The sequence below is a fragment of the Bacteroides sp. PHL 2737 genome, assembly GCF_004115325.2.
Lineage (GTDB): Bacteria > Bacteroidota > Bacteroidia > Bacteroidales > Bacteroidaceae > Bacteroides > Bacteroides hominis.
The window spans coordinates 4,897,309-4,911,855 of the sequence record NZ_CP040630.1 but is presented as its reverse complement, the minus strand read 5'-3'; the positions used below and the strand labels follow the sequence as shown (position 1 = coordinate 4,911,855).

Annotated in this window: 9 protein-coding genes; 2 read left to right on the top strand and 7 right to left on the bottom strand. The window is 47.1% G+C overall.

The window, feature by feature from the left end; translation table 11 throughout:
* The first annotated feature begins 50 nt into the window (after positions 1 to 50).
* Positions 51 to 992 carry a DnaJ C-terminal domain-containing protein gene (locus DBK98_RS20320; protein ID WP_005807793.1) on the top strand — a complete coding sequence of 314 codons (942 nt, stop codon included), beginning with the start codon at positions 51 to 53 and terminating at the stop codon, positions 990 to 992.
* Positions 993 to 1,007: 15 nt separating this feature from the next.
* Positions 1,008 to 1,319 carry a chaperone modulator CbpM gene (locus DBK98_RS20315; RefSeq protein WP_005780772.1) on the top strand — a complete coding sequence of 104 codons (312 nt, stop codon included), beginning with the start codon at positions 1,008 to 1,010 and terminating at the stop codon, positions 1,317 to 1,319.
* A 142-nt stretch (positions 1,320 to 1,461) separates the two neighbouring features.
* Here the strand turns inward: DBK98_RS20315 and DBK98_RS20310 are convergent, their stop codons facing one another.
* The 7 genes from DBK98_RS20310 to DBK98_RS20280 form a co-directional block, all read right to left on the bottom strand.
* Positions 1,462 to 5,487, bottom strand: a complete 4,026-nt coding sequence (locus DBK98_RS20310) for a glycoside hydrolase family 2 TIM barrel-domain containing protein (protein ID WP_005807788.1) — start codon at positions 5,485 to 5,487, stop codon at positions 1,462 to 1,464.
* A 235-nt stretch (positions 5,488 to 5,722) separates the two neighbouring features.
* Entirely contained in the window at positions 5,723 to 7,426 is a 1,704-nt protein-coding gene (locus DBK98_RS20305; protein WP_005780768.1) for an acyl-CoA dehydrogenase family protein, read from the bottom strand.
* Between the two features lie 3 nt (positions 7,427 to 7,429).
* Entirely contained in the window at positions 7,430 to 8,449 is a 1,020-nt protein-coding gene (locus DBK98_RS20300; RefSeq protein WP_005821312.1) for an electron transfer flavoprotein subunit alpha/FixB family protein, read from the bottom strand.
* A gap of 15 nt (positions 8,450 to 8,464) precedes the next feature.
* Positions 8,465 to 9,337 carry an electron transfer flavoprotein subunit beta/FixA family protein gene (locus DBK98_RS20295; RefSeq protein WP_005780764.1) on the bottom strand — a complete coding sequence of 291 codons (873 nt, stop codon included), beginning with the start codon at positions 9,335 to 9,337 and terminating at the stop codon, positions 8,465 to 8,467.
* A 150-nt stretch (positions 9,338 to 9,487) separates the two neighbouring features.
* The gene (locus DBK98_RS20290; protein ID WP_032535631.1) at positions 9,488 to 10,699 is read right to left on the bottom strand and encodes a 6-bladed beta-propeller; all 1,212 of its coding nucleotides are present in this window, start codon (positions 10,697 to 10,699) and stop codon (positions 9,488 to 9,490) included.
* 192 nt (positions 10,700 to 10,891) lie between these two features.
* Positions 10,892 to 12,772, bottom strand: a complete 1,881-nt coding sequence (locus DBK98_RS20285) for an alpha-L-fucosidase (RefSeq protein ID WP_005807775.1) — start codon at positions 12,770 to 12,772, stop codon at positions 10,892 to 10,894.
* Positions 12,773 to 12,851: 79 nt separating this feature from the next.
* Positions 12,852 to 14,540 (bottom strand): RagB/SusD family nutrient uptake outer membrane protein, encoded by a 1,689-nt coding sequence (locus DBK98_RS20280; RefSeq protein WP_005807773.1) that lies wholly within the window; start codon positions 14,538 to 14,540, stop codon positions 12,852 to 12,854.
* Between the last annotated feature and the right edge of the window lie 7 nt (positions 14,541 to 14,547).

Here is a 14,547-nt window from a genome sequence, read left to right as displayed (position 1 = left end):
GGCGTGTTGTTTGTATACACTTAATATAGAGGTTTAAATATATAAAAAACATGGCTTATATAGATTATTACAAGATTCTCGGAGTTGATAAGAATGCTTCTCAGGATGATGTCAAGAAGGCTTTCCGCAAATTAGCCCGTAAATATCATCCCGACCTGAATCCGAATGACCCAAGCGCCAAGGATAAGTTTCAGGAGATTAATGAAGCCAACGAAGTATTGAGCGATCCGGAGAAAAGGAAAAAGTACGATGAATACGGCGAACATTGGAAACATGCGGACGAATTCGAAGCGCAGAAGAAGGCCCGCCAGCATGCCGGTGCGGGTGGAGGCGGCTTCTCCGGCTTTGGCGGAGACGGTGGTTCCTATTGGTACTCGTCCGATGGAGAAGGATTCTCGGGTGGTGATGCCGGAGGATTCTCGGATTTCTTCGAGTCTATGTTCGGGCATAGGGGCGGAGGCGGACGAGGCGGCTCAGGTTTCCGCGGACAAGATTTTAATGCGGAACTACACCTGTCTCTTCGCGATGCGGCACAGACCCATAAGCAGGTGTTGAATGTGAATGGAAAGCAGGTTCGTATCACAATACCGGCCGGTGTAGCCGACGGACAGGTGATTAAACTGAAAGGATACGGTGGTGAAGGTATTAACGGTGGTCCGGCAGGCGATCTGTATATCACTTTCCGGATAGCCGAAGATCCTGTATTCAAGCGTCTCGGAGATGATCTGTACGTGGATGTGGAAGTCGATCTCTATACTGCCGTACTGGGTGGTGAAAAGGTGGTTGATACGCTGGAAGGTAAAGTGAAACTGAAGATAAAGCCCGAAACCCAGAATGGTACGAAAGTACGCCTGAAGGGTAAAGGTTTCCCCATATATAAGAAAGAAGGACAGTTTGGCGATTTGATTGTCACTTATTCAGTCAAGATACCTACGAGTCTGACAGATAGGCAGAAAGAACTGTTCAGAGAGTTACAACAGAGTATGAACTAATAATGAAAGAGCGCTATGCAGACCGAATTAATAATAGTCAGTGAATACTGTCACAAATGTCATATTGAGCCTTCATTTATCGACCTGTTAGAAGAGGGTGGCTTGATTGAGGTACGCACCGAGGGCGGCGAGCACTATCTGCTTGCGTCGCAACTTCCCGATGTGGAACGATACAGCCGTATGTATTACGACCTGTCCATCAATATGGAGGGTATCGATGCCATTCATCATTTGCTGGAAAGGATGGAACTGATGAGACGTGAAATCAGTACTCTCCGGAATCAGCTTATCGTCTTTAAAAGGGAAGGTGTAATGGAGGACTGGTAAAAGGTTTATTTTGTTGGATAAAGAGGCTTTTCCGGTTTCTATCAGAGCCTCTATATGATATAAACAGAACCTTTATCAAGGGTGGACAGAGTGTCTGTTCCGCCCCGATAAAGGCTCTGTTTTTTTATGCTTGGCCGTACTCTTATTCAGCCAGAATCGTCAGTTCGGCACCCGAAGCGTAGTCTTGTCCGCGTTGTTCACTCAGAGCGGTGAAGCGGATGTAACGGGCTTTTACAGGTTTCTCGAACATTACTTTCTTCTCTTTCAGGTCTCTTGCGAAAGTACCTTTCAGGATTGGTTCACCCCATTCTTTGCCATCCTGGCTTACGTGTATGGTGTAATCTTTCACATTACCGTTGCTGCTGTCCTGACGTGGAAGGTAAGTGAAACCTTTAATTGTTTTCACTTCACCGGCATCCAGGTCTACCCAGTGCGGGTGTTTAGCCACGGTTACAGAGAACATGGTGTGCCAGATGGTATTCGGGTCACCGTCGGTCAGGTTCTTGGCTTCGCCTCCATCCGATTCTTCGCTACTTGCATAGATCACTTCCGTCTGGATGCTTTCGATCTTGTCGAATGTCATGGTTGCTTTGATGAAAGGTGCATCTTTGAACCAGGCAGTCACTGTACCGCCATTGCGTAATGCGATCGGTTCGGTGTAAGTTTTGGGTTTACTCTTATCTACTGTGTAGAGGATAACCGCATCCTTTTTCTGTGATGATACAGATACTGCACCGGCACGGTTGCGGGTAATGGACAACGGCACCTCTCCGGCAGGGGCTACATTGGCTGTTGCAGTCAGGTCTTTACCCGCAGGGCGGATGATGAAACCTGTGTTGTGATGGCTGGCGAAGACACGGTCTTGTTCCAGCGGGCCACCTTGGCCGCAACTGTTGCCACCCAGGCCGGTTACGGCTGCATCCAGATGAAGATAAGTATCACCGGCTTTCGGCAACTGATACGGATGTGAAGCCAGGATCAGGTCGAGTGCGGAGTAGGGCAGAGCCGAAGCCGACAAGCGGTCGGTAGCTACAAACACAGCACCGTTGCCTGCGTTGTTGGTCAATGCACACCAGCGCACATCTTCGTGGTTACCCATATCCTGTGGTTTGGGGAAGTTGACGAATTCTCCGGCAACCGTGTTCTTATGTTGCTCGATGAACTGTCCTACCTTGCGGTCGGCATAGTTGTCAATAGGTCCGCGTCCGTAGTAAGTGAAGTTATCATATTGCTGAGGCACGCGTATCATATATCCCAGACGAGGCAATACGAGGCTCGGCTGATTGGATGTGATACTTGCTTCCAGTTCGATGGAGCCGTCTTTATAGACAGTCCATACCTGATTGGTGGTGAACTTGAAATCATTGCTGCCGAACTTCTTGTCCGTCAGTTCTTCAATTTTGTTCTTGCCGGAGCTCGTTCCACCCAAAATCTTAGCTGCGTTTGGAGCTTGGGATTTTACTGTGAATGACAATACGACTGTGCCATCTTCTTTGGTAGTCATATCGAAGCCGGTAGCTGAGTGCTTCAGGTTGTGCAGTCCGTTGTCGAACCACTGAGAGTAGAACCAGTTATCATTGTTCGTGAACGCGCGGAGCGCATCCAGTTTCGGACCGTTACCGTCAGTAATTACTTTTTCGTTTCCGTATGTCAGGCTGTAGATAGTACCTGTTTTGATATCGAATTGAGCTGTGTAGCCATTGCCTTTAATGGTAATGATATCGCTCGCTTTAATCATAATTATTTCCGGTTTGTCGCTTCCGGATGCTACAGTGTTGATGGCAGGACGTGCAGTAGCTTCTTTAACGAGTATCTGTTCTTCTGCCTGCGCAAAGTTCTTGTCAGCCCAAGGCATGTTGTCTTTCAGCAGGAACTGAATCTTCACGAAATATTCCGAATCGGCTTTCAGTTTACTGAACTGATAAGGAACCGTGATCTGCGTACGGGTACGCGGAGCCACTTCACCCATAGACAATATGCCCGATTGTGCTTCCTTACCGTTTTCGTAAAGTGACCATTTAACTTCATAGTCCGAAAGGTTTTTGAAGTAATACTTGTTGAATACTTCGAACTGTCCTTTTTCTACATCGATTGGTTGTACGCCGATGTGTTGGTACACTTTCTTCACTTCATAATATTGTGGTTTCGGTTCCAGGTCACCGAATACGATACCGTTCATAACGAACTGTCCGTCATTCGGAGTATCACCGAAGTCACCACCGTAAGCCAGATAGCGCTCTCCGGTTTTCTTATCGTAATTGTACATCGATTGGTCTACCCAGTCCCAGATAGCTCCACCACAGAAGAAGTTAGTCGACTCGATAGCTTCCCAATAGTCCACCAGGTTACCGCAGGCGTTACCCATAGAGTGAGCATATTCCGAAACATGGAACGGATATTTGATATCATAATTACCTTTCACGGCACCACGCATCCAGCCGATGGAAGGATACTGGTTGGAACCCATGTCGACGATGTCGTTGTTACGTTCGTACTGAACAGGGCGTGACAAATCGAATGCTTTCAGTGCATCATAGGCTGCTACGAAGTTCTTTCCCGGTCCGGCTTCGTTACCCAATGACCAGATGACAATCGAAGGATTGTTTACGTTGGCATGAACCATTTCCATCACACGGGCTACGTGGGCGTTTTTCCATTCCACCGGATGAGACAGTGAAGCGGCTCCATAATAGTACTCGTGAGACTCGATGTTGGCTTCATCTTCCAGATAGAGTCCGTATTTGTTGCACAGATGGTACCAGTACGGATCGTCCGGATAGTGAGAGTTACGTACGTGATTGATGTTGGCACGTTTCATCAGCATTACCTCTTTCTCCATCATTTCGCGAGTGATGGCATGACCTACGGCAGGATTTGATTCGTGGCGGTTGACACCTTTCAGTTTCACGGTCTTGCCATTTACATAATAGTAACGGCCTGCCAGTCCGAATTCGTCTGCAGAAGCAGGGGTGTCTTTGATTTCCACTTTACGGAAACCTACAGTAGTTGAAACGGTTTCTATTGTTTTGCCTTTCTTGTCTTTCAATTCGGCAACGAGTGTATAGAGGTAAGGGAACTCAGCCGACCACTTGTTGGGTGACTGCACGTTCAATATCGCTTTTTCAGCCTCTACGGTTTCGTTCGGGTTCACCAGGTTCACAGTAGCATTGGCAACCGCATTGGCAACGGGGGTATTTTCGTCCGAATACAGTTTGTTTGCATAAAGTGTATAAGCCATCTGGTATCCTTTGGCAGCTTTTTTGCCATAGTTACGGATGTCAGCGCTGATAGCCAATGAACCATTGGTGTATGTCTCGTCCAGATCGGGGATTACAACAAGGTCGCGTACCTGTACTTTCGGAGTAGAATAGAGGGCTACGGTACGGAAGATACCCGGCAGGCGGAACATATCCTGTGCTTCAAGGAATGAGCCGTCCGAGCTGCGGTATACTTCGGCAGCAACGGTGTTCTTTCCTTTTTGCAGGTAAGGAGTGATGTTGAAGTTGGCTGTGTTGCGTGAGTTCTTGGAGAAACCTACATACTGTCCATTGATCCAGAGGTAGAAGAAAGAGTCCACGCCGTCGAAGCTGATAAATACTTCACGACCGTCCCAGTCCTGCGGGATGTCGAAGTCGCGACGGAACGAACCCACTTCGTTACGGTCTTTATAAGTAGTCCAATTGGTCGGAGGGGTACGCATCACACCTCCGCGCCAGTCGTCTACTTTCACTTTGTGCATGAAAATTACAGGTTGGTTCACGTAGATGGGTACTCCGTATTTCAGGCTTCCGTCCTTCTGGATGCCATAAATATTCCAGCTTGAAGGAACCGGGATATTGTCCCATCCTGAAACATCGAAGGTTGTTTGATAAAAATCTTTAGGGCGGGAGTCCGGATCGGGTGCCCAATTGAATTTCCAGTCACCATTCAGTGACAACCAGTATTTACTGTTCTCAGGCAACACCTTTCGTGCGCTTTCCACATCCTGGAAGGAAAAGAACCAGGCGCGCGGTTGTTCTTTGTTGAGTGCTAAGTTTTCCGGTGATTCCCATTCGTTGCCCACCGGGGCTTTTTCCGAGGCATACTTAAATCCCTCTAAAGGTCTTTGACCGGCAAAGCAAAGCGTAACCATGCTGCATAGTATCAGACCTAACGTGATTTTCCGCATAATTGTTTTTCTTTTAATAGATTATTTACTGAAGTTTTTTCGTGTTATATTGATCCGTAATCCGGTATCTCTCTAATTTTGTTGCAATATTCGTAAAAACCAGTCACATAGCCAAATCATTTGACATTAATTGGGTATTTTCGGGAGATAAAAATAACTCGCCTCTCTCCGGTAGTAGAAAAAGAAAAGGGATTCGGTTGTCCGAATCCCTTTTTTTAGTCTTGAAGTAAACTCTTTACTTTCTGTAGTAAGCCAGATCGTCTTTATCGAATTTGCGAATAAAGTTGATATGTTTTTCTACTTCAGCCTCAGCATAACGTACGTATACCTGAGCCGATTCGGAGAACAGATCGCTCTTCGAAGCATCTTGAACCATCAGGTGACCCATGATGATGTGGGCAGCCATTTCTACCAGACGGCGTGCGCAGAAGTCGAGCAGTTCCTGGTCTTTTGCTTCTGTGATTTGAGTCACGCAGGCTGCATATTTGCTTGCCATACTTTTCAGGCGGTTCTGCAAGCCTTCCAGTTCTGGAGCTACCGGCATGTTCTCGTATTCTTGGATACGTGCCAGATAAGCACCGGTCGTTACGTAACGGATAGCAGCCACAACCTGCAACTGGGTGGTACCTTCGTAGATGGAAGTGATGCGTGAGTCACGATAGATGCGTTCGCAGGCGTAATCTTTCATAAAGCCCGAACCACCGTGAATCTGAATGCAATCGTAAGCGTTCTGGTTGGCAAATTCACTGCCCATGCCCTTGCCCAGCGGAGTAAAGGCGTCAGCCAGTTTGGCGAATGTTTTCTGTTCGGCACGTTCTTCCGGAGTCAGTTTGCGCTCCTTGGCAATGTCGTCCAGTGCTTTGTAAATGTCTACAAAACGAGCTGTCTCGTACAGCAGTGAACGGGAAGCATCCAGTTTAGCTTTCATCAAAGAAAGTATCTCGGCTACGGCAGGGAATTCGATGATTGCTTTGCCAAACTGTTTACGGTCTTTGGCATAAGCCAGGGCTTCATTGTAAGCTGCCTGTGACAAACCTACCGATTGTGCGGCAATACCCAGGCGGGCACCGTTCATCAACGCCATTACGTATTTGATAAGACCCAGTTTACGGTCACCGCAAAGTTCGGCTTTGGCATTTTTATATACCAGCTCGCAAGTAGGGGAGCCTTTGATACCCATTTTGTTCTCGATGCGGCGTACGTTAACTCCGCCATTGCGCTTGTCGTAGATGAACATAGACAGACCGCGTCCGTCGTGTGTTCCTTCTTCCGAACGTGCCAATACGAGATGAATATCGGCATCACCGTTTGTGATAAAGCGTTTCACGCCGTTCAGATACCAGCATTGGTCTTTTTCACTGTAAGTGGCTTTCAGCATGACAGATTGTAGGTCGGAACCTGCATCCGGTTCGGTCAGGTCCATTGACATGGTCTCACCTTGGCATACACGGGTGATGTAGCGCTGCTTCTGTTCTTCGTTGGCAAACTCGTAGATGGTTTCGGCACAGTCCTGTAGTCCCCAGAGGTTCTCGAAACCTGCATCACTGCGGCTCACGATATCGGCAGCCATGATGTATGGAGTGATTGGGAAGTTCAGACCTCCAAAGCGGCGGGGCATAGCCATACCCATCAGCCCGGCTTTACGGCAGGCATCCAGGTTCTGGGCAGTTCCGCTGGCATAAGTTACGCGGTTGTCGGCACAAACCGGACCTTCGTGATCGACGCCTTCTGCATTGGGAGCGATGATGTCACCACAGATTTCCCCTACAATTTCCAGTACTTTATCGTAGCTGTCCATTGCATCTTCGAAGTCTACCGGAGCATAGTCGAATTTATCTTTATCAGCATAGTTGCGCTCTTTCAGCTCAACAATTCTCTTCATCAACGGATGGTTCAAGTGATGCTTGAGTTCCGGAGTATCTAAATAAAAGTTAGCCATTTCTTACTTACTGTTTTGTTTATAATACTTAATCATCTTCGGTACAACTTCTTCGATTGTTCCGTTGATCACATAGTCTGCAATCGTATTGATCGGAGCTGACGGATCGTTGTTGATGGAGATGATGATACCGCTTTCCTGCATACCGGCAATGTGCTGAATTTGTCCGGAGATACCGCAGGCAATATAGAGTTTCGGACGTACTGTAACACCGGTCTGGCCGATCTGACGGTCGTGGTCAACGAAGCCTGCATCTACAGCGGCACGGCTGGCGCCTACTTCTGCGTTTAACACCTTTGCGAGATCGAACAGCAAGTTGAAGTTGTCTTTCGAACCTACACCGTAACCGCCGGCAATGATGATCGGAGAACCTTTCAGGTTGTTCTTGGCTTTTTCTACATGGCGTTCGATGACTTTTACTACGTAATCGGTGTCGGCTACGTATTTCTTCACATCATGCTTAATGATTTCACCTTTGTAGTCGGCTGACAGAATGGCTTTTTTCATCACACCTTCGCGAACGGTTGCCATTTGGGGGCGGTGTTCGGGATTGACGATGGTAGCAACGATGTTACCTCCGAATGCCGGACGAATCTGGTAAAGCAGGTTTTTGTAAACCTTACCTTCTTTCTTATCTTCGTGGTCACCGATTTCCAGTGAGGTACAGTCCGCTGTCAATCCGCTGGTCAGAGCTGACGATACACGCGGGCCGAGGTCACGACCGATCACGGTTGCACCCATCAGGCAGATTTGCGGCTGTTCTTCTTTGAACAGATTCACGAGGATTGAAGTGTGGGGAAGTGAAGTATAAGGATAGAGTCCTTCACCATCGAATACATGGAGTTTGTCTACTCCGTACGGGAGAATCTGTTTTTCAATATCTTTGAGACCGGTTCCGGCAACAACTGCTTCAAGCTGGCAGTTTAACTGATTGGCCAACGAGCGTCCTTTTGTCAGAAGTTCGAGGCTTACGTCTGCGACGATGCCGTCTTCTATTTCGCAATATACAAATAAGTTATTCATATCTTTTCTCTCCTCTTACCCTATAGTGTGGTTCTCCAACAGTTCAACAATCAGTTCTTCCACTTCACGGTCGCTGCCGCTGATGGTTTTACTCTCTTTCGCCTGGAACACGATGTTCTGGATAGCTTTTACCTTTGTCGGCGAACCGCTGAGGCCGCATTGTTTCAGATCACCGTTTACGTCTGCTACACTCCATTCCACCAGGTTCAGGTAGTCGCGGGTGTCGTAAAGGTCGGTATAGTCCAGGTTGCCCTGTTGCTTCTCGGTAACGGTTTTGGCATGTTTGTACTTCTGAACCAGCTTTGCATTGCGCGGGCGGCAGGGAGCTGCACTTCCGTTGACAGTGATGACGATGGGCAGCGGGCCTTCTACGGTTTCCACACCACCGTCAATGTGACGCTTCACGGTAATGCTTCCGTCACCTACTTTCAGGATTTCTTCCGCATACGTAATCTGAGTCAGTCCTAACTTTTCTGCAACCTGCGGTCCTACCTGTGCTGTATCTCCGTCGATGGCCTGACGACCGCCGATGATGATGTCATATCCACCGATTTTTTTGATGGCTGTTGCCAGAGCGTACGAAGTAGCCAGCGTATCAGCACCGGCAAAAGCACGGTCTGTCAGCAGATAACCATTGTCGGCACCACGGAAAAGTCCTTCACGAATAATGTCGGCTGCACGTCCCGGTCCCATAGTCAGGATGGTAACGGTAGAGCCTGGGTGGGCATCTTTCAGTCGGAGAGCCTGTTCAAGAGCGTTCAGGTCTTCGGGGTTGAAGATGGCAGGGAGTGCCGCACGGTTAATGGTTCCGTCGGCTTTCATGGCATCTTTCCCAACGTTGCGTGTGTCGGGAACTTGTTTTGCCAATACAACAATTTTCAAACTCATGTTATTAATTTTAGTATTAGTATTTCTACAAGTTAGCAGCCAGTAGTCAGTAGTAAGGTTCTTGCTATTCACTATCCGGTTAACTATCAGCTTGCAAATTTAAGCAAACGCTTGGTTCTGACAAGAAATCCGTCTGAAAAATGCACAAGTTTAAAGATTCTGAGCAACTTGTTTGGTTCTTACGATCATGAATACCGGGTTATCGTCGGCTTTCAAATCTTTTAATTCGGGGATGTTTTTCAGTTCCGGATCTTCTTCTGCCAACTCCAGTATGTCACTTGCTTCCCAATAATACAATAAAACATCATCTGCCACACGCATTGCCGGGTAGAAAGGGACTTTGCCATACATATCGTTCTGTATCATTCCGTCTTTTACACCGAATAGCTGTCCTTTCTGTTTGTCGTACATAGCCAGGCGGGGAGCTTCCGACTTGTCCGTTACGTTCCATGAAGTATAAGGGATGAACAGGTATCCGGGCGTTTCCAATATATCCGGGCGGAGATAGTTGGAAGCCGTTGTTTCATAAACGTTCCAGTTGCCGTCGAGAACTTCGAAGCGTTTCTCTTTGGGCAATTTATATTTTCCAAGTTGTAGGATATAGCGGGGCAGGAGTGTATCCGGACGGACGGTAAATACTGTGTCATTATAGTATTCTTTCATGCAAACCTGATTCTGGAACTGGTATAAATATTTGTCGCATTTTCCCCATAAATAGAGGTTTAGCCCGCTGGGAATGGTGAAACGGTCGTATTGGGGAAATGAAGTCAGTGTATCGCCTTTAGAGTTGATTATTAATAATCTGAAAAGCTTGTTTCCCGTATTGTTGTAAATGTAGGACGCAAAAGTGCTGTCGTTCAGTGCCGAAAATTGCCAGGCAAATGGAAACTTACATTCATTCATGAACTCTCCGTTGCCGGAATATGCCAGTAGTTTTCCATGGTCCATCAGGAATACTTGTTTGGAAACATCGTCTGTTGATATAAAACGAATACCGGTATATTCTCCGGGGCCTTGTCCCATCCGGGCAACTGTCCGGACAAATTTACCCTCGTCCGTGAACTGAAAGACCTGTTTTTGCGTAGGGATGTATAAGTTATGTCCGCAGAGTGTAATACTGTTTTTTATGATGGCCGGCAGTAAACATTGGTCGGTGGTTTCCAAAGGGATGATTTTCACTTCCCGGGCTATCTGGCTCAGGGTAACTGTTTGTTCCGTCCCGATTCCGGTTTCAAAAGAGAGAGTGATGGGAAATGTTGTTTCGGAGATTGGTTCTTGTGGCGAAGAGGGTTTGTTGGTACATCCCAAGAAGAGTAAACCGGAGGAAAGGAGTAAGCTGAAAAGGGTTGTGTTCGTTCTCATAGTCTATGCTTTTTAGTAAATGGCATAAAACTACGTAATATTCGTAACTTAAATCAAACCTGGTAGTTAAACTATGTTATCCTTCAGTGCTATCCTTCTTATAAGGAATATATAAAAAGGGAAAAAGGGTTGAATAATGGAGGTATGCCTCAGATTTATAATTACTTCTGACATACCTCCGGAGTACTGTTGTTATTGGATTCCTATTTCTGCAAATCCCATAGTTTCTCCTTCTGTTACCATTTTGGTAGGTTTCAGAGAAAGGTATCGTGCTTTCACCGGAGTGAAGTAGACAGACTGTAGAATCGGATTGTTTTTGATGTTTGAAAATTCCCCTTTAGCTACTATCTGGTTTACCGCATTTGCTTCGGTACCTACAGATAGTTCATAAGAGGAGATTAATCCTTTGTTATATTCGCTTTGATCCGGCAGATAATGGAAAGAGGTAATTGTGCGTTCTTCTCCCAGATCGATCACCAGTGCGTCCCCTTCAACAAAAGCAGTGGTGCTCTTGTCTTTATCCATACATTTCTTAGTCTCCTCTTCGGATACTCCTACGAGTGTAAACGGATAACTTTTTAATTCTTTGGCCTCTACGGTGAATGTGTCGGGTGTCTCACCTGCATAATAAGCCTCTATGTTGTTGATGCAAAGGCAGGCGCGTGCATCCGTGAAGCGTATGCGGAGTTTGTCGGTCGAAATGGTTTCAAAGCGCAACAAGCGTTTGTAGCCCACGGTCGTAGTCTCTTCATTCAGTTTCACCGGCAGCCATTTTCCATCTTTATCATATTCCACTACGAATGATTTGACACGTTGTCCCAACGGAATATATTCCTGGATCATCATACGGTTGACCTTCTCCGTTTTGGGGAAGTCGAACTCAATATCTGCGGCAGTCACATCGTCGTTGGTAGCCCAGTAAGTATCCCAACTTTCATCTGTTGCGGCTTTGGCTGAGAATTTTCCTCCACGTTCATCCGATACTTTCGGTTGGATACCTGCGAGCAGGTTGTGTGCCAATTGTTTCTGTACATTCTTGTGGAAGTTTACTGCGTTGGCCGAGTCGATCGGATGGATCAGCCCGTCGCGGTCAACCGGGAAGTTAAGCAAGAGGGTCGCGTTGTGTCCCACACTCCGGTAATAAAGGTCTGTTAATTGGTCTACGGTTTTTACTCGGTTGTCTTCTTCCGGATGATAGAACCACCCCGGACGGATAGAGACATCACATTCTGCCGGTACCCATTGGTTACCGTCAGCGTGTCCGTATTGCAGTTCGCGATATTTCGGATAGCCCGGATACACTTCGCCCGCACGCAGGAACGACCAGTTGGTAGCTCCGGCAAATCCGTTCTCGTTACCTACCCAACGGCAACCGGGACCTCCGTCGGAGAAAACAATGGCCTGTGGTTGGAGTTTATCCAGTATTTCATAGATACGTGGATAGTTGTAGTAAGTCTTGCGGTCGATGGTACGGCTGTCTTTGGCTCCGCCATACCATCCGTCACCGCCGTTGGCACCGTCAAACCAAACCTCGAATACTTCGCCATAATTGGTCATCAGCTCAGTCAGTTGTTTATGGAAATAATCTACATATTCCGGTGTACCGTAGTTAGCCTGGTGTCTGTCCCAGGGAGAGAGATAAACAGCGAATTTAATGCCGTATTTCTTACAGGCGGCTGCCAGTTCACCTACAATATCTCCTTTACCGTCCTTGTAAGGAGTGTTACGGATACAATATTCTGTCAGTTCGGTAGGCCACAAGCAAAAGCCATCATGGTGTTTGGCGGTAAGGATTACTCCTTTCATACCCGATTCTACAAAGGTTTTCACCCATTGTTCGCAGTCCAGCTTGGATGGGTTGAACGTTTTCGGGTCCGAATCTCCGTATCCCCATTCACGGTCGTTGAAAGTGTTCAGACCGAAGTGAACGAAAGCATATGTTTCCATTTTCTGCCATTCCACTTGTTTTTCTTCGGGAACAGGTAAGATAGCTTCGGGAGCTTTCACAGCAGGAGCACAAGCGCCAAGTAGGGTCAGGGCAGCTCCGGCATACAGTAGTTTGTTTATTTTCATGATATGTTAAAAGGGTTAATGATGCAAAGATAAAAAAATCCCCGGAAACTCGTTCCGGGGATTAACTAAAAAGCAATTATTACCATCCCGGATTTTGCGGGAGAAGGTTCTCGTTTCTCTGAAGTTCCCCGGTCGGTATCGGCCTCAGGTAAAGCCTGTCATTCCAGGTGCGGCTTTTGCCTGCTTCATAAGAGTAGTCGGCATTGGTATAGGCAGGATATACGACTGCGTACTTGCCTTCCTTATAAGGTTCACGTTTTCCGACGTATGTCTTCACATTATCACATATTTTTCCGGCTTTCCAACGGGCCAGGTCGTCCCAGCGGAATCCTTCACCAGCCAACTCAATGCGGCGTTCGCGGCGGATTTCCTGTAATAGCGGGCTAAGGCTGTATCCCCAGGCGGGCCAGTTCGGATCGGTGAAACCTACTTCCATAGTCAGGTGAGGCATACCTGCACGGTCGCGCAATACATTGATGGTCTTGTTCAAGTCTGCTTGTGTAATCGTACCCAGTTCGGCTTTAGCCTCTGCGTTGATCAACAAGGTTTCTGCATAACGATAGGCGATGCCGTCATAAGTATTGTTGTTTGCCTCAAAGGCTTTATCTGTCGGAATAAGGTATTTGATGGACTTATATCCGGTCAGGCAGTATTGCGAAATGAAATCTTCTTCCTTTTCAACATACGTACTGTCGTTGGTGGCCACAGTCACCCGTGTAGGGAAGTCCCAGGTCAGGATGGTCTGCTTCAGGCGTGGGTCGCGGTCGGTAGTTTCATTTTTCATATTGTCATCCCCTTTATATTGGTCGTTTCCTGTAATGGGTTTACCGTTGAGACACAGATAACTTTCTACAAAGTCTTTTGAAAAGCCGGTATTGGCTTCGGACAACGTACGGCTCATACCGTGTTTTCTTTTGCCATCCAGATAGATCACCGGTAAGATAGCCTCTTTCAGGTTTGTTTTGTCTTCCATTACAAATACGTCGTAATAGTCTTTTTCCGGATGTCCGGTGTTATAGATCTCGTATTTGCCGGTTGCCATGATTGCATCTGTTTCGTCGGCTGCCATTTTCAGCAGACGGTCTGCTTTGTCTGCCCATCCCAATTCGGTGTGATATTTATAATATGTACCTTCGTGCAGACAAGTCCTGGCTTTCAACTGGCGTGCTACATCTTTTCCGATGCGTCCGGTAGCCGGTTTCTCGGGTAACCATTGGATGGCAAAATCAAATTCTTCAATGATTTTATCCATCACTTCATACCGTTTCAGTTTCGGTCCGTAAAGAATATCCGTATCACCCGTGCCCAGGTCTTTATCCAGCCAGGGGATATCTCCGAACGTTCTCATCAATCCGGCATATTGCATCGCTTTGAAGAAGCGGACTTCTGCTACATATTGGTTGATTTCCGACTCCTTGCCGCTTACCGTCTGATAGTGGGTCAGGAAGTAGTTTACCAGCCGGATCGGCTGCCATCCGCCTTTGCTCCAGTTACACCAGCTTGCTGCCTCTGCGGGGGTGCTCAACTGATTCCAGAAGAACTGGGGGATGCTGTTAGGTACCTGATTATCGCTCTCACCGTCTGCTATTGAGGTTACACCTCCGGGGAGGTAACTATAGAATTGATTGGCATATGTTTCCAAATCTCCTGTGGTATTCCAGAAGGTTTTGTCATTGATTGCTTCCGGGGCTCTTTCCAGGAAACCGTCGTTACAGCCCGATAGGGCGAGTGTTGCCACTCCTATATAGAATAAATATTTGATTTTCATAAGATGC